Source organism: Actinoallomurus sp. NPDC052274 (genome assembly GCF_040679475.1).
Classification (GTDB): Bacteria; Actinomycetota; Actinomycetes; order Streptosporangiales; family Streptosporangiaceae; genus Actinoallomurus; species Actinoallomurus liliacearum.
On sequence record NZ_JBFAUT010000045.1, the window covers coordinates 60,906 to 75,951 of the forward strand.

At 69.9% G+C, this 15,046-nt stretch carries 14 protein-coding genes; 5 read left to right on the forward strand and 9 right to left on the reverse strand.

Going from position 1 to position 15,046, the window contains the following annotated elements; genetic code table 11:
• Positions 1-6 precede the first annotated feature (6 nt).
• The 6 genes from AB0K82_RS31100 to AB0K82_RS31125 form a co-directional block, all read right to left on the reverse strand.
• A complete protein-coding gene (locus AB0K82_RS31100) occupies positions 7-1,584 on the reverse strand; it encodes a DUF2079 domain-containing protein (protein WP_364403897.1) in 1,578 nt (525 codons plus the stop codon).
• A 190-nt stretch (positions 1,585-1,774) separates the two neighbouring features.
• Positions 1,775-3,016: a hypothetical protein gene (locus AB0K82_RS31105; RefSeq protein ID WP_364403898.1), complete on the reverse strand. Its 1,242-nt coding sequence runs from the start codon at positions 3,014-3,016 to the stop codon at positions 1,775-1,777.
• The gene (locus AB0K82_RS31110; protein WP_364403900.1) at positions 3,013-3,630 is read right to left on the reverse strand and encodes a SigE family RNA polymerase sigma factor; all 618 of its coding nucleotides are present in this window, start codon (positions 3,628-3,630) and stop codon (positions 3,013-3,015) included. The genes AB0K82_RS31105 and AB0K82_RS31110 overlap by 4 nt, the downstream gene beginning before the upstream one ends.
• Before the next feature lie 102 nt (positions 3,631-3,732).
• Positions 3,733-4,284 (reverse strand): HIT domain-containing protein, encoded by a 552-nt coding sequence (locus AB0K82_RS31115; protein ID WP_364403902.1) that lies wholly within the window; start codon positions 4,282-4,284, stop codon positions 3,733-3,735.
• 71 nt (positions 4,285-4,355) lie between these two features.
• Positions 4,356-4,445, reverse strand: coding sequence for a DUF397 domain-containing protein (locus tag AB0K82_RS31120; RefSeq protein WP_364403904.1), 90 nt, complete (start codon positions 4,443-4,445; stop codon positions 4,356-4,358).
• On the reverse strand, positions 4,445-5,125 hold the full coding sequence (locus tag AB0K82_RS31125; protein ID WP_364403906.1) for a DUF5753 domain-containing protein: 681 nt from the start codon (positions 5,123-5,125) through the stop codon (positions 4,445-4,447). Before AB0K82_RS31125 ends, AB0K82_RS31120 begins: the two co-directional genes overlap by 1 nt.
• 140 nt (positions 5,126-5,265) lie before the next feature.
• Here AB0K82_RS31125 and AB0K82_RS31130 point away from each other — a divergent pair, with 140 nt between their 5' ends.
• Complete coding sequence (locus AB0K82_RS31130; RefSeq protein WP_364403908.1) at positions 5,266-5,526, forward strand: hypothetical protein; 261 nt, start codon at positions 5,266-5,268, stop codon at positions 5,524-5,526.
• Positions 5,527-5,595: 69 nt separating this feature from the next.
• Here AB0K82_RS31130 and thrS read toward each other — a convergent pair whose 3' ends face one another.
• Positions 5,596-7,626: a threonine--tRNA ligase gene (gene thrS, locus AB0K82_RS31135; RefSeq protein WP_364403930.1), complete on the reverse strand. Its 2,031-nt coding sequence runs from the start codon at positions 7,624-7,626 to the stop codon at positions 5,596-5,598.
• A 165-nt stretch (positions 7,627-7,791) separates the two neighbouring features.
• On the reverse strand, positions 7,792-9,690 hold the full coding sequence (locus tag AB0K82_RS31140) for a PIG-L family deacetylase (RefSeq protein WP_364403910.1): 1,899 nt from the start codon (positions 9,688-9,690) through the stop codon (positions 7,792-7,794).
• Positions 9,691-9,974: 284 nt separating this feature from the next.
• Here AB0K82_RS31140 and AB0K82_RS31145 point away from each other — a divergent pair, with 284 nt between their 5' ends.
• Positions 9,975-11,045, forward strand: coding sequence for a sodium:calcium antiporter (locus AB0K82_RS31145; protein ID WP_364403912.1), 1,071 nt, complete (start codon positions 9,975-9,977; stop codon positions 11,043-11,045).
• A gap of 105 nt (positions 11,046-11,150) precedes the next feature.
• On the opposite strand, the gene trxA is transcribed toward AB0K82_RS31145, so the two are convergent.
• Positions 11,151-11,510, reverse strand: a complete 360-nt coding sequence (gene trxA / locus AB0K82_RS31150; RefSeq protein ID WP_364403913.1) for a thioredoxin — start codon at positions 11,508-11,510, stop codon at positions 11,151-11,153.
• Between the two features lie 446 nt (positions 11,511-11,956).
• On the opposite strand from trxA, the gene AB0K82_RS31155 reads away from it, so the two are divergent.
• The 3 genes from AB0K82_RS31155 to AB0K82_RS31165 all read left to right on the forward strand — a co-directional run bounded on the left by AB0K82_RS31155 (position 11,957) and on the right by AB0K82_RS31165 (position 14,976).
• Positions 11,957-13,255 (forward strand): helix-turn-helix domain-containing protein, encoded by a 1,299-nt coding sequence (locus tag AB0K82_RS31155; RefSeq protein ID WP_364403915.1) that lies wholly within the window; start codon positions 11,957-11,959, stop codon positions 13,253-13,255.
• A gap of 144 nt (positions 13,256-13,399) precedes the next feature.
• Complete coding sequence (locus tag AB0K82_RS31160; RefSeq protein WP_345356467.1) at positions 13,400-13,546, forward strand: hypothetical protein; 147 nt, start codon at positions 13,400-13,402, stop codon at positions 13,544-13,546.
• Between the two features lie 176 nt (positions 13,547-13,722).
• The gene (locus AB0K82_RS31165; RefSeq protein WP_364403917.1) at positions 13,723-14,976 is read left to right on the forward strand and encodes a glycosyl hydrolase family 8; all 1,254 of its coding nucleotides are present in this window, start codon (positions 13,723-13,725) and stop codon (positions 14,974-14,976) included.
• Positions 14,977-15,046: the final 70 nt, after the last annotated feature.

The following is a 15,046-nucleotide window of genomic DNA, read 5'->3' on the forward strand; positions in this document are numbered from 1 at the left end:
AGCCGGTCAACCGCCTCCGGAGGCGGGGCGTGCCCGGTGCAGCACGGCATATCCCTCCTCCTCGAACACCACCTGGTAGCCACTGCGCCGCAGGAGATCGACCCGCTGCCGCTGCTCGTCGAGGGTGTGGAACGGGAAGTGACGCACGCGCGTGTCGGCGACCACCCACGGCGCCCAGCGCGGTGTCCGGTCCCAGAGCAGCACGCGAGTACGCGCGGAGATCTGCGGTCCCAGGTAGTTCGTCGTCTCGACGAGGGCGCCGGAGGGCACGTGCGCGTCGGCCGCCGCGGCGGCCCGCATCCGCGCGTCGCGGACCCAGTACCCCGAGTCGGCGAGGTGCGAGAAGACGAACGAGGGAAGCGAGACGAGCGCCCCGGCCAGGACGAGCCCCGCCCAGCCGATCGCGATGCCCGTGCCGACGGGCGCCGAGCGGCGGCCGATCAGCCGCCGGAGGCGGGCGGTGCCGTCCACGGCGGCGCAGAGGATCGGGATGACGATGAAGGCGTTGTACTGGAAGTACGGCGTCCACCAGTTCGGGAAGCGGTCGTTCAGCAGTCGTGCCGCGAGCAGCGGTAGCGGCACGATGACGTACGGCGAGGCGAGCGGGGTCGCGGCGCCGACGGCCAGGAGCCACAGCAGCGTCCGTACCTTGATCGCCGGGTGGACGGACGCGTTCAGCGTCTCCAGCGGGTGCAGGAGCATGTACGCCACCGCGCTCGGAGCGTCCGGACCGAACCGGTCGTACGCCCAGTAGTAGTCCGGGTCGCCCCCGAACGCCGGCACGAGGACACGGATCGACAGCCACGCCGCGCCGAGCCCGCCCAGGACGAAGATCACCCCCAGAACGAGATGCGCGCGGCGGCGCGGGGCGGTACGCGGGACGCAGCGGAGCAGGAGTACGGCTCCGAACCCGGCGACCAGCAGCCCCATGTCCTCCTTGACCGCAAGGAGCGCCACCGCCGGGAGGACCCCGTGCCACCACCGTCCGGTTCCGTGCCGGTAGGCGGAGAAGCGCTCGAAGAGCACGCTCGTGAGGACGGGTACGAACGCCACCTCGTGGAAGTCGAACGCCGTGGCCTCGGTGACCGGCCAGCACAGCGCGTACCCGGCGCAGACGAGGTAGGCCGCGAGGGTCCCGGCCCGGCCTCCGCCGAACTCGCGCCGGGTGAAGGCCCACAGCGGCGGAACGGCCAGCGCCACGAGGACGGCCTGGGCCACGAGCAACGTCACCGGTCCGTCGTGGATCCAGTACGTCGGCGCCAGCAGCGCCAGGATCGGCGACCAGTGATCCCCGAGGACCGAGAACCCCGGGCCGAACCCGTCGTGCACCCCCTTGACCATCGCCACCGGCAGGTGGAACCGGCTGTACGAGCGGACCGCCTGATCGAAGATCACCAGGTCGTACGTCCCGGAGCGGAAGGTGTGGAAGCACAGCAGCGAGAACGTCGCGTACAGCGCCGCGGCCACGGCGGTCAGCGCGGCGAGGCACAGCCGATGCCGCCGCCGTCCCATCGCAGGCCCGGAAGCCGAGGGCGTCGAGTGGGAGGTGGACTCGCCGACGATGGCGAGGGACGCTCCGGACACGCTCACGTCCTCCTCCAGACGGTCAGGGCGGGGGAAAGGGGCATGCCGAGATCACCTCCGTGCAGGGGCATGCGTCATCGCCCCGGGGCGGGAAAGGCCCGAGGGACGTGAAGGGAATGGGGGTCGTCTCGCGATGACCCGCCGCGGGCTCTGTGCGTCAGGCCCGCGGCGGGGTCTCAGCCGACCTCAGTCACCAGGCGAGGTCATTCGGATCGAACGCGTCGGCATCGGCCTCGATGGGCTCGGATACGCCGTTATCGCCATTGATCTCCTGGAGCGTGCGGAACCGGCCGTCGTCAATGCGACCGAACGCGGCGGGGTCCGATTCCCCGGAGTCGTAGAAGAGCACGTGACGACCGCTCGGATCGATCCTGAGCGTGACGAGCCCCGGCGAGTTGGGCACCGGAGGCATGTCCTGTCCGTCGAAGGTCTCGTGGTACGGCGTGCGGAGCAGCCGTCCATCGGCGACGGCGATCTCGCAGAGCGTGATTGCTCCGTTGAGCGGCGCGTACTCCCCCACCACACTGATCGTGTTCCCGTCCCTGCTGATCGTGGCCGCCCAGATGTTCGTCAGCCGCGCCGACCGGCGGACCAGGGTCCTGCTGGACAGCAGGCTGGAGCCGTTGGAGTCCGTGTCCAGGAGCATGACCGCGCCGTTCTTGGTCAACATGTGGTCCCCGTCATCCGGCTCATGGGTGGGTTCGCGGCGGACGAACGCGACCTTACGGTCGTCGGCGGTCCAGGAGAGGCTGGAGATGACGCTCTCCTGCGGGTCCGTCCACTCGCGTTGCGCCCCGGTCCGCAGGTCCACCACACCGATCTTGTAGAACAGGCGGTCCGCCGGAGTGCCGCAGGGAATCACCGCGTACGCGATCTTCCTGCCGTCCGGCGAGACGGCGAGGCCCCCCGGCATCACCTCGGGGCGCATCGTCCCGCCCTGGATCAGCGTTCCGAGCGCGTCGAACGAGGTGATCCGGCCGGTGTCGGCGACGTGCATCCGGTAGATGCGGAGGGCGTTGCACGCGGTCTGCCGGAGCGGCACCTCCATGACGAAGTAGGTGCGGTTGTCCTGGGCCGCTGTGACGTACTGGAACGTCGAGCCGCGCGACGCCGCCTTGGTGTCGTACACCTTCATCGTCGTGGAGTCCCGGACCTCGATTCGCGACATTCCCTTCGGCGACTGGCCGAAGCCGGTCGTCGCCACGATGAACGCCGGTCCGCCTTCTCCCGCCGCCACGTGCGGCTGCTGACGCCCGGTGATCATCACGATGAGGGCCACCGAGAGGGCGACCGCGACCGCGCTCATCGCCGGCACCGCCCACGAAGACCGCCGGCGAGGTTTCGGGAGGGACAGCGGCCGTACCGTCTCGGGCCGGACGGTACGGGCTCCGTCGGTGAACGCCTGGCGAAGACGATCTTCGGTCCTGGTCATGATTCCTCCCCCAGTTTCTTGGCGAGCGCGGCGAGCGCCCGGGAGGTGGTCGACTTGACGGTGCCGCGGCTGACGCCCATCACCTCGGCGATCTCGGCTTCGGAGAGATCGAGGTAGTAGCGCAGCACCAGCGCCTCGCGTTGGCGGCGCGGCAGCGAGCGGAGGGCGAGAAAGACCTCCCGGCGGTCCTCCCCCAGCAGCGCCGCCGACTCTGCCGACCAGATGGGCGGCTCGTAGTCGCCGCCGAAGCGTCGCGCGATGGCGCGCCTGCGCAGCACGCCCCGGCAGCCGTTGATCACGGACGCGCGGATGTACGGGAGAGGTTCGCGGGGGTCGCGCAGCCGGTCGAACCGGCGGTGCACGGCCGTGAAGGCGTCCTGGACGACGTCCTCGGCGGTGGCCTGGTCTCCGACGATGAACAGCGCCATGCGAACGAGTTCCAGGTGGTGCCGGCGGAAGACGGTGCCGAGGACCACGGCCGAGCCGTGATCCTCAGCCGCGCCGGCGCCGACCGGTTCCGCCGCCAGAACGTCCACCGGCGTACCGCCGGCGCCGGCGGGCGGCCCGTGCCAGGCCGGCGAGGCGCTCCGCTCCCCAGCGATCTTCGATCTCATACCCCTTACATGCGGGGCACGCCGGATCGGTTGCTCGCCGCGCCGGGATTGTTTCGACAACGGGTCCGTACGGCGGCCGCCCGGCGGGCGACCGGGTCGGCGTCAGTCGTGCGGCCAGGCGTCCGCGATGATCTGGCGGGTCTCGCGCAGCAGTTGGGGCAGCACCTTGGTCTGCCCGATGACCGGCATGAAGTTCGTGTCGCCGCCCCAGCGCGGCACGATGTGCTGGTGAAGGTGGGCGGCGATGCCCGCGCCCGCGACCGTGCCGAGGTTCATGCCGACGTTGAAACCGTGCGCGCCGCTCGCCTTGCGCAGCGCGGTGATCGCGTCCTGAGTGAGCCCGGCGACCTCGGCGGTCTCCGCGTCGTCGAGTTCGGTGTAGTCCGCGACGTGCCGGTACGGGCACACCATGAGGTGACCGGAGTTGTACGGGTAGAGGTTGAGGACGACGAACGCGCTGTCCCCGCGCCGGACGATCAGGCCGTCCTCGTCGCTCATCTTCGGGATCTCGCAGAACGGGCAGCCGTCGTCCGCTCCCGCGCCGGTGGGCTTGCTCTCACCCTTGATGTAGGCCATCCGGTGCGGGGTCCACAGGCGCTGGAACTGGTCGGGCTCCCCGACTCCGTACTGTTCCTCATGGTCGGACTCGGTCATGCCAGCAGCATAGGGCCGACTCCCCGGCACCCCACCCCACGGGTCCCGAACGAGCGCTCGGTCATCATGGCTCACGCCGTTACGACAGCCACCTCGACACAGTTGCCGCCGCCGTTCGAACTGTACGAGCTGGTGCGCCAGGCGACCACGGTCGTTTTCATCACTCGAACTCCTCCGCCAGGGCCGCCATGAAGTCGACCGACTCACTCTCGGGGAGGGCGGCCTTCTGCAGGCGATCGTACATACCGGCGATTCGCTCGGCACCGGCCGATTCGACGTACAGCGCACCAGCCGGTCCTTCGACATAGGCGACCTCCGGGAACGGGTCCGCCATTTTGAGCAGTTGGAATCCGCCGTTCGGGCTCGCGTGCGCACCGGCGCGGAAGGGCAGTACTCGAAGCGCGACGTTCTCCCGCTCCGCCTGAATGCCGATGTGGCGGAGCTGTTCCGCCATGACCTGGGCACTGCCGATCGGGCGGCGCAGGACCGCCTCATCGAGAACGACGGAGAGACGTACGGGATGGTCACGGTCGAGAATTCGCTTCCTCGACATACGCAGATCCACCCAGCGCCTGACTTGCTCCTCCGGAGCATCAGGATCCGCTGCCCGGATCATCGCCTGCGCGTACTCCCGCGTCTGCAGGAGAAAGAGCAGTGCCGTCTGGCTGTACGCCCGCATCATCTCGGTTCGGCTTTCGAGCCAGACGAGGTCGATGAGGGAGCCGTCGACCTGGCCGGAGTACTTGTCCCACCAGCCCTTCTGCCAGACCTCGGTGGCGAGTTGGAGGAGGATCTCGCGCTGGCGGGCCTCCTCCACCCCGTACAGGTCGATGAGGGCCATGACGTCGCGCGGCTCTTTGCTCTGTGTCGCCGTACAGCCACCCAACGCACACGCACATGGGAATGAAAAAGGTCGAGGCGAGTACCCGAGTTGGACGGCCCGGCACTCGCCTCGACCACACGCCGACCGAAGGAGTCGCGATGCACCAACGATCCGCGCCCTCTGTCTACCACGGCAGGGGCCTCATCGCCCGGCTCTCAGCACGGCTGCGCCGTCGGCCGGAGTTGCCACGGATGTTCGCGCTCGTACGGGAGGACGACGGGGACGGCACCGAGTTCGTCGCCTGGGGCATGGCCCTGCCCGACGGGCGGGCGGTCACCTTCGGCAAAGGTAACGTCGGAGAGTGGTCGAGCCCGGCGGGCGCCGCCCGCCTCATGTTCGCCGACCTGCGCTGGCTGTGACCGGATACAAGTGATCCCTGGCGTGTGCTGCGTTCTAGGCGCAGCACACGCCAGGGATCAACAGGTGCTTCAGATCTGGATGCGGCTCTCGACGGCCTTGACGATCTCGTCGACGGCCTCGTCGATGGAGACGCCGTTCTTCTGCTCGCCGTTCCGGTAGCGGAACGACACGGCGTCCTTCGCGACGTCGTCGTCGCCGGCCAGCAGCATGTACGGCACCTTCTGCTTCTGCGCGTTGCGGATCTTCTTCTGCATCCGGTCGGAGGAGGTGTCGACCTCGACCCGGATGCCCCGCTCGCGGAGCTTGGCCGCGATCTTGCGCAGGTGCGGAACGTGGTCGTCGGCGATGGGGATGCCGACCGCCTGCACCGGGGCGAGCCACGGCGGCAGCGCGCCCGCGTAGTGCTCCAGCAGCACGCCGAAGAACCGCTCGATCGACCCGAACAGCGCCCGGTGGATCATGACAGGCTGCTGCCGGGAGCCATCGGCGGCCTGGTACTCCAGGCCGAACCGCTTCGGCTGGTTGAAGTCGACCTGGATGGTCGACAGCTGCCAGGTACGGCCGATGGCGTCCTTGGCCTGGACGGAGATCTTCGGGCCGTAGAAGGCCGCGCCGCCGGGGTCGGCGACGAGGTCGAGCCCGGACTCGTCGGCGGCCTGCCGCAGCGCGGCGGTGGCCTCCTCCCAGTCCTCGTCGGAGCCGATGAACTTCTCCGACTCGTCGCGGGTGGACAGCTCGAGGTAGAACTCGTTCAGCCCGTAGTCGCGCAGCAGGCCGAGCACGAAGGCGAGCAGGCTCTTGATCTCGTCGCCCATCTGCTCGCGGGTGCAGTAGATGTGCGCGTCGTCCTGGGTCATGCCGCGCACGCGGGTGAGGCCGTGCACGACGCCGGACTTCTCGAACCGGTAGACGCTGCCGAATTCGAACAGCCGCAGCGGAAGCTCACGGTAGGACCGCCCGCGCGCGTCGAAGATCAGGTTGTGCATCGGGCAGTTCATCGGCTTGAGGTAGTACTCCGCCCCGTCCAGCTCCATGGGCGGGAACATGTCGTCCTTGTACCAGCCGAGGTGGCCGGAGGTCTGGAACAGGTCGCCCTTGGTGATGTGCGGGGTGTTGACGAACTCGTACCCCTCCTCCTCGTGCCGCCGCCGGGAGTAGTCCTCCAGGACCCGGCGGACGACGCCGCCCTTGGGGTGGAAGACCGCGAGACCGCTGCCGATCTCATTGGGGAAGGAGAACAGGTCGAGCTCGGCGCCGAGCTTGCGGTGGTCGCGCCGCTCGGCCTCCTCGAGCATCTTGAGGTATTCGTCCTGGCGCTCGCGGGACTCCCACGCGGTGCCGTAGATGCGCTGGAGCTGCGGGTTCTTCTCGCTGCCGCGCCAGTACGCCCCGCCGGAGCGCATCAGCTTGAACGCGGGGATCACCCGGGTGGTCGGCACGTGCGGGCCGCGGCACAGGTCCTTCCAGCGCAGCTCGCCGGACTTGGCGTCGAGGTTGTCGTAGATGGTCAGCTCGCCGCCGCCGACCTCCACGCTCTCCTCATCCGCCGCAGCGCCCTTGAGGCCGATCAGCTCGAGTTTGTACGGCTCGGCGGCGAGCTCCTCGCGGGCATCGTCGTCGGCGACGACCCGGCGGGAGAAGCGCTGCCCCTGCTTGACGATCTCCCGCATCCGCTTCTCGATGCGCTTGAGGTCATCGGGCTGGAAGGGGTGCTCGACGTCGAAGTCGTAGTAGAAGCCGTTCTCGACGGGCGGGCCGATGCCGAGCTTGGCCTCGGGGAACAGCTCCTGCACCGCCTGCGCCATGACGTGCGCGGCGGAGTGGCGCATGATGGCGCGGCCCTCGGGCGAGTCGATCTGGATGGGCTCGACGACGTCGCCGTCACGCAGGACGTACGCCAGGTCGCGCGCCTGGCCGCCGACGCGGGCGGCGATGACGGTGCGGCCGTCGGCGTCGAGCGCTTCTCCGGCGATGGTGCCGGCCGCCACCACACGCTCGCTTCCGTCGAGGGTGATGCGCAGCTCAGACACGGGAACTCCTCGATGGTCAGGGATGTCGGGATCGAATGCTATCGATTGTGCGGGTCCGGGGGACGCCATCGACTCCATGGTCGCTCCTCTCGCGTGGTGGGAGCGAACCGGGACAGCATCGAGGCCCCGGGATCGCTCCCGGGGCCTCGGCCGTGCAGGTCAGTGCAGGCGACCGTCGCGCCGGGGCCGGCCCGGCGTCGTCGTCTCGAACATGGTCGCCACGGGCCCATGGTATCAGCGGCCGACCGCCCGCCACGCGGCCCTTTTCGCGGCCGAGCGCGGCGCCACGTGCAGCCGCCCGTCGGCGCCGAGGGCGCACACCTGCGAGCCGTCCGGCAGCGGCGCGGGCACCCCGATCACCTGATAGGGCGGCGAAGCGCCGATGACGGGCGGCTCGCCGTCGAGGTGGGACGCGGCCCGGACGGCCAGTGTGCCGTCCCAGACGGCGGACGACACGGCCCGGGAGATCGCCAGGGTCCGGCCGGTCCACGGCTCACGGAACATCACCTGGATCCGGTCGCCGACCGCCTCGGCGGCCAGCGGTGCGATCGCGCCCGCCACCGGCAGGGCCCCGGCGAACACCAGCGGCTTGCCCGGCTCGCGCTGACGCCACCACAGGATCTGCGAGCGGGTCGCGGCGAACAGTTCGATCGTCCCGGCGTCGGTGACGACCGCGGCCAGGCCGTCCTGGACGTCGCCGTACCGTTGGTGCTTCTTCTTCGGCTGCGGCGAGATGACCTGCTTCAGGTCGACTCCCGGCAGGTCGGTCCACGCGCGGCTCCAGCCGCCCGCGCCGAGGAACCGGGCGCTCACGCCGCCGCGCCCGTTGCGCACGAAGGCGCCGAGCATGCCGGAGCCGTCGACCACGGCCACCGGGGCGCCGGCCTGGTTGTGGACCTTCTTCGGATCGGGACGGCCGAGCGACCGCCAGCGCCCCTGGCCGTACGCAAGGACCTCACCGGTGTCGGTGCGCAGGCCGAGGACCACCGGCCCGGCCACGGCCACGGCCGGGGCGAGAGGGCCGCCCGGGTCGCCGAGTGACCGCGGCGCCGACCAGTTCCCGTTCGTTCGCCGCCAGACGAGGAGGCGGCCCGCCCCCACCGCGTACACGGCGTCCGTGGCGGTGAAGCCGGTGCCGCGCGGCCATCGGTAGACCATGCGCGCCTCGTAGGCGTCCCAGTGGGGGTTCTCGGCGTTGATGCGGTAGTCGTGCGCGGAGTAGGCCGCGAACACGCGCTGCTTGTACCGATTGTCGGCCGCGCTGAGGTTCACCGCGAGATTGCGGATGTTGTAGTCCCGGTAGTTGACCTGCAGGAGCAGTTGCTCGGGATGGCGCGCGGCGTGGCGCCGTACCGCCTCGGCGGCGAAGTGGGCCGCGGCGATGTGATCGGGGTGGTCCGCGCTGTACCTCTCGTCCGGCGCCGTGTCCTGGGAACGCACGACGGTCGGCCGGAAACTCTGCATCAGGCCCGTGAGCGCGGTCAGCACGTCCTCCCGGCTCAGGCACCGCCGGTACGGCGACCCGTCCGGCGCCTGCGTCCATCCGCACGCGTCCGCGTGGTCGGCGGCGCTCCACAGCTTGCCCAGCGTGTGCCACCCCAGGCTGGCCCGCGGGTCACGCCCGTCCGGCACCAGGAGGAACACCAGCCGGATGTCCGGCCGGTCGACGAGGACGTACGAGAGCAACCGCAGCGTCCCGACGCTGAGGGTCTCCCGCCGCCAGCGGTTGCGGACCCCGAGCATGAGCGCGTACGCCGCCCGTAGGCCGTTCTCCCGCTCGGCGACGTAGGCGTTGACGTCGTGGGTGTCCGGCGGGACGCCGGCCTTGCTCTCCCCCGCGCTGAGGTAGACGGTCAGGTGCGGCGATCCGGCCCGCAGCGACTCGGACAGGTCGGGGGTCATGAAGAGCAGGTCGTCGTCCTCGTGCGCGACGATCTGCAGGTACCGCGAGCGGGCCGCGGGCGTTCCCCGCGCCGCCGCGCCGTGCCGGTTCGCCGGGCGGTCGGCCCCACCCTTCGACAGCAGGCCGAGCCCCGTCCCGAGCCCGGCCGCGGCGACCGCGCCCACCAGGAGGAACCGCCGCCGGTCGGCCCCGGACGAGAGAGGCTCCGAAGCGGGCGGTTCGGTGGACATGCGGCACTGCCTCCAAGATCAGGATAAGTGGTGGCGACCGAATGAGTATCGCGGAATGCGGGCACTTCTGGGCGTTGAACGGGAGGTCGTCGCGTCGAGTAAGCTGGGCGCCGCGAAGGGGAGTAGTCCCGCCGGCCGGTCGTCGACATGCTGGAGCGCCTGAGCGCTCCCGGTGCCCGGGCCCCATGACAAGGGTGGACGAGACCTTCGGCTGTCGGTGACCGCTGATCACCGTGAGCCGAGGTCCGCTCTCTGTCTCACGGTGGCCGATCTTCGAGGAACACATGCTTCACGTCGTGATCCTGCTGGCCTGTGCCATCGCGATCTATCTGTCCTGCGAGTGGTTCGTCAACGCCGTCGAGTGGCTCGGCGTCCGGCTGAAGGTCGGGCCGCTCGCCGTGGGGACCCTGCTGGCCGCGTTCGGCACGGCGCTCCCCGAGAGCGTCGTGACCTTCGTCGCCGTGGTGTTCGGCTCGGGCGCCCAGAAGGACATCGGGGTCGGCGCGGCGATGGGCGGTCCGCTGGCGCTGGCCACCGTGGCCTACGGCGTGACGGGCTTCGTGCTGCTGACGCGACGGCGGAAGGTTCAGACCGCCGCCGCCCGTACGGCCGCCCCCGTCGGCGCCGGAGCCGCCGCGACCGCGTCTCCCGACCTCCCGGCCGAGGCTCCGCCGCGGGACGACCTCGGTGACGTCCGCAAGCTCGCCCGCGACCAGCGCTGGTTCCTGGCGATCTTCGTCGTCAAGGTGGCGGTGGGGCTGGTGGCCTTCGCGTTCAAACCGTGGCTCGGCCTGCTGTTCTTCGCCGCGTACGCCGTCTACTTCTGGCGCGAGCTGCGCGACGGCGGTGAGCACGACGACGGCGCCGACCTCGAGCCGCTGCTCCTGCAGCGCCGTCGCGAGGTGCCCGCGACATGGGCCGTCCTCGCCCAGACCCTCGTCACCCTTGTGATCATCTTCTTCGCGTCGCAGCTCTTCGTGCACCAGCTCGACGCGATCGGCCCGATGATCGGCCTCTCCGCGTCGGTCACCGCGCTGCTGCTGTCCCCCATCGCCACCGAGCTGCCCGAGATCATGAACGCGATCATCTGGGTGCGCCAGGGCAAGACGCCTCTCGCCCTCGCCAACATCAGCGGCGCGATGATGATCCAGGCCACCGTGCCGTCCGGGCTGGGCATCCTGTTCACGCCCTGGCGCTTCGACCACGCCCTGCTCCTGGCGGGACTGGTGACGATGGCGGCCATGGTCTACCTGCTGGCGCTGCTGTGGAAGGGCCGCCTCTCCGGGCGGACGCTGACCGTGGCGGCCGTCTTCTACGCGATCTTCGGTCTCTGCCTGATCCCCGTCCTGTCCTGATCCCCGTCCTGTCCTGATCCCGGTCCCTGACCGGCGGAGCACAGCGAGAGTCCGGTCGGCGTCGCCGACCGGACTCCGTCGTTCAGGTCAGGCTTCTTGGCCTTGTCAGGCCTTCTTGGCCAGACGGCTGCGCACGTCGTCCATGTCCAGGGCGCGCACCTGCTCGATCAGGCTCTCCAGCGACTCGCCTGGAAGCGCGCCGGGCTGGGCGAACACGATGACCCCGTCGCGGATCGCCATGATGGTCGGGATCGACGTGATGTCGAATCGCATGGCCAGGTCCTGCTCGGCCTCGGTGTCGACCTTGCCGAAGACGATGTCCTCGTGCTTGGCCGAGGCCTCCTCGTAGATCGGCGCGAACATCCGGCACGGCCCGCACCAGCTCGCCCAGAAGTCGACCAGCACGATGCCGTCGCTGCCCGCCGTCTTGTCAAAGTTCTCGGCGGTCAGGGTCGTCGTGGCCATTGGAGCTCCTCGTCGTCGAATGCCGGCGACCCGTCGGGCCGCCATGTCAGTCGACAACACCGCGATGGGAACGGTGATTCCAGCACGCCCGCACGACCCGGCCGGTGGACCGGCATCACCCCGGGAGCTCCGGATTTGCGGGGGCGACCGCCCGGCGGGCCGCCCCCGCCACAAGTCCGAAAGTCCCCGCGCGTCACTCAGAACGCGGTTGAAGGCTCGGTCAGCAGCACACGAGACCGCCCGGTGCCGGTATGGCCAGGGCCGCCGATACGGAGGTGGCCAGCCCGGCCGGCCCGGCGGACTCCGATGTGACGGAACCGGTCATCCCGCTCACGATCAGTGACCCTATAGTCGAAACAACTACCAGCGCTATGACCCTGCGCAGACGTGACATTCTTTCTTATCCTTTCCTGTGGCAGTGTCATTTTCTTCTAGAGGCGGGCGAGATGCCAGGGCAGGAATCACTCGGTGAACGGATTCGGACTTTGCGGCTGCGCAAGAACCTGTCTCAGGCACAGCTCGCCTGGCCCGAGCTCTCCGACAGCTACGTCTCACTCATCGAAAGCGGCAAGCGCACACCGGCGCCGAGCATGATCGCGTTGTTGGCCCGCAAGCTCGACTGCTCCGAGTCCTACCTGCTCACCGGCGTGAGCGAGGAGGCGATCGCCGGCCTCCGGGAGACTTTGCGTTACGCGCACATCGCTCTGGAGAACGGCGCGGCCGACGAGGCGCGCATCCGTTTCGCCGAGGTTTCGGCCCACCCCGCCGTGACCGATATTCCCGGGCTCGAACACGAAGCGTGCTGGGGGCACGCTCTCGCGCTGGAGGCGACCGGTTCGCTGAAGGAGGCGCTCGGCGAGCTGGAACGCGCGGCGAGGATGATCTCGCCCACCACCGAGCCCGACCAGTGGGCGAAGGTCCACACCGCGCTGATCCGCTGTCACCGGGAGCTCGGCGACCTGACGACCAGCATCCAGGTCGGTGAGGAGGCCCTCGATCAGCTGACCGCGATGGGCGGTCAGTGGACCGACGCGATGGTGATGCTCGGCTCGACGATCCTCGGGGCGTACATCCATCGCGGTGATCTCGCCTACGCGCGCCAGTTCGCCGACATGCTGACCGTGCGAGCGGAGGCCATCGGCACGCCCAAGGCGCGGATGGCCGCCTACTGGAACGCCGCGTGGGCGGCGGAGCTCAGCGGCGACGCGCCGGGCGCGCTCAAGTTGGCCGAGCGCGCCATCGCGCTCCTGGGCGAGGAGGACGACGCCCGCAACCTGAGCCGGCTCCGGGGGGCCTACGGTCACTTCCTGCTCTGCGCGCGGCCGGACCGGGCGGCGGAGGCACTGGAGGTGCTCCGGCACGCGCAGCGCGAGATGGAGTCCACCGCGACCAGCACCGTCGACCTCGCCTCCTGCCTGCTGCACCAGGCCCGCGCCGAGATCGTGCTCGGCAACCCGGTTGAGGCGGCGAGCCTGGCCCGGCGGGCGGCCGACCTTCTCGGCGACACCGCGGGCCAGGACATCGCGGAGGCCTACACGGTGCTGTCCGAGGCGCAGGCGCGCCTCGGACAGCGGGAGGAGGCGGTGGCCGCCCTGTTCCAGGCGGTGGACTACCTGGAGAAGATGGAGGCGCATCGGCCCGCGGCCCGCGCCTGGTTCGACCTGGCGGAGTTGCTGGGCGCGGCGGGCCAGGCCGACGGCCAGAAGGCGGCCTTCCAGCGTGCCCTCGCCTGCATGGGCCTGTGACCGAGAGACACCGGCAGGGTCGTCACCCGAGGAAAAATCGGCTGGAACCGATCAACACCGCGGCGCGTCTGTAATCTCGTTCATGGAGGTTTTCTCCGGGGAAGCCGGATGAAGCCTGAAGGTGCGACTCTCTCGGAGGAAGACGTGAAGGTTCGGCGGATCCGGTTGGCGACGGCGGCGGTCGTGGGGTTCGTGCCGGCGTTGCTGGCGCTGTCGGCCTGCGGCCATTCTCACCACCACGTGGTGCATCACCACGTCGTCGTCCATCACGTGGTGCGCCACCACCACTGACGGCCGCGGGGCGGACCGGGGATTCCCGGCCCGCCCCGGCTTTTGTTCGCCGCTCCCTATTGACGTACGGGCGGAACCGACTCATCCTCGGAGCTTGTTAGGAAACCTTCCTAACAAGCCGTCGAAGTTCCGGCATGCCGGACCGGCGACGCAGTGTCCCCTCCGAGGAGCCCGCCATGTTCCACCGAACGGCCCGGACCACTGCCAGCGCGACCGTGGTCGCCGCTCTCTCCCTCCTCCCCATCACCGTGACCGGCCCGGTCGCCGGCGCGTCGACCGCCGGTCCCCGGCCGGACCGGGCGGCCGCCGTGCCCGCCCACCCCTTCCCGGCGCATGTGACCTATCGGACGGGCGTCCTGCCGTCCGCGAGCCAGTCCGCGCGGGACGCCGCCGTCAAGAAGCAGTACGACTCCTGGAAGAGCAAGTACCTGCGCGCCGCCTGCGGCGGGTACCTCGTCTACGCGACCGGGGACGCGCCGAACAAGGGCACCGTCTCGGAGGCGCAGGGCTACGGGATGAACATCGTGCCGTTGATGGCCGGGTACGACACGAACGCCCAGGCGGAGTTCGACGGTCTCTGGCACGTCGCGTCGACCCACCGCGACTCCCAGGGCATGATGCAGTGGAAGATCGACGGCAGCTCCTGCAAGTACGCCGACTCGGGCACGCCGGACGCCGCGACCGACGGTGACCTGGACGTCGGCTACGGCCTCATCCTGGCGGACCGGCAGTGGGGCGGCTACGCCACCGCCGCCAAGGACTGGCTCGCCAAGCTCTACGCCGCGGACGTGGCCCCCGACGGGCATCTCAAGTGCGAGGACGACGGTCCGGACACCGACACGCGCCCGTCCGACCACATGCTCGACCACCTCCGCGCCTTCGCCGCGTACGACCCGGCGCACGACTGGAACAAGGTCGTCACCCGCACGGAGGCCGTGATCCAGGAGTTCACCGCCAAGTACTCCCCCACCGCGAACCTGCTGTCGGACTTCGTGGTCAACGCGAACACCACCGGCCCGAAGCCGGCCCCCGCCGACTACCAGGAGAGTCAGCCGGACAACATCGTCGGATACAACTCCGTGCGCGTGCCGTGGCACATCGGCACCGACGCCCTGCTGTACGGCTCGTCCGTGAGCGTCGGCGTCGCGACGAAGGAGTCCGCGAGCTACAAGAGCCACGCGGGCGGCGACCCGGCCAAGATCTACCCGCACACCAAACTCGACGGCACCCCCACCCAGACCGACGACCAGTCCGAGGCGGCCAACGACCCGGTCGGTGTCGCCGCCATGGCCGCCGGGGACCAGGGCTGGACCGACAAGCTGTGGAACTTCCTGGCCACCAACCCGTACGGCGACACGTACTACGGCGAGACGATAAAGATGCTCGTCTACATCGTCATGGCGGGCGACTACTGGTCGCCCGCCGCGTGAGGTGACCACCCCAGCCGGGGCCGCCGCCGAGCGGGCCGCGGCCGGATAGGTATATGACACCTCATTTCTC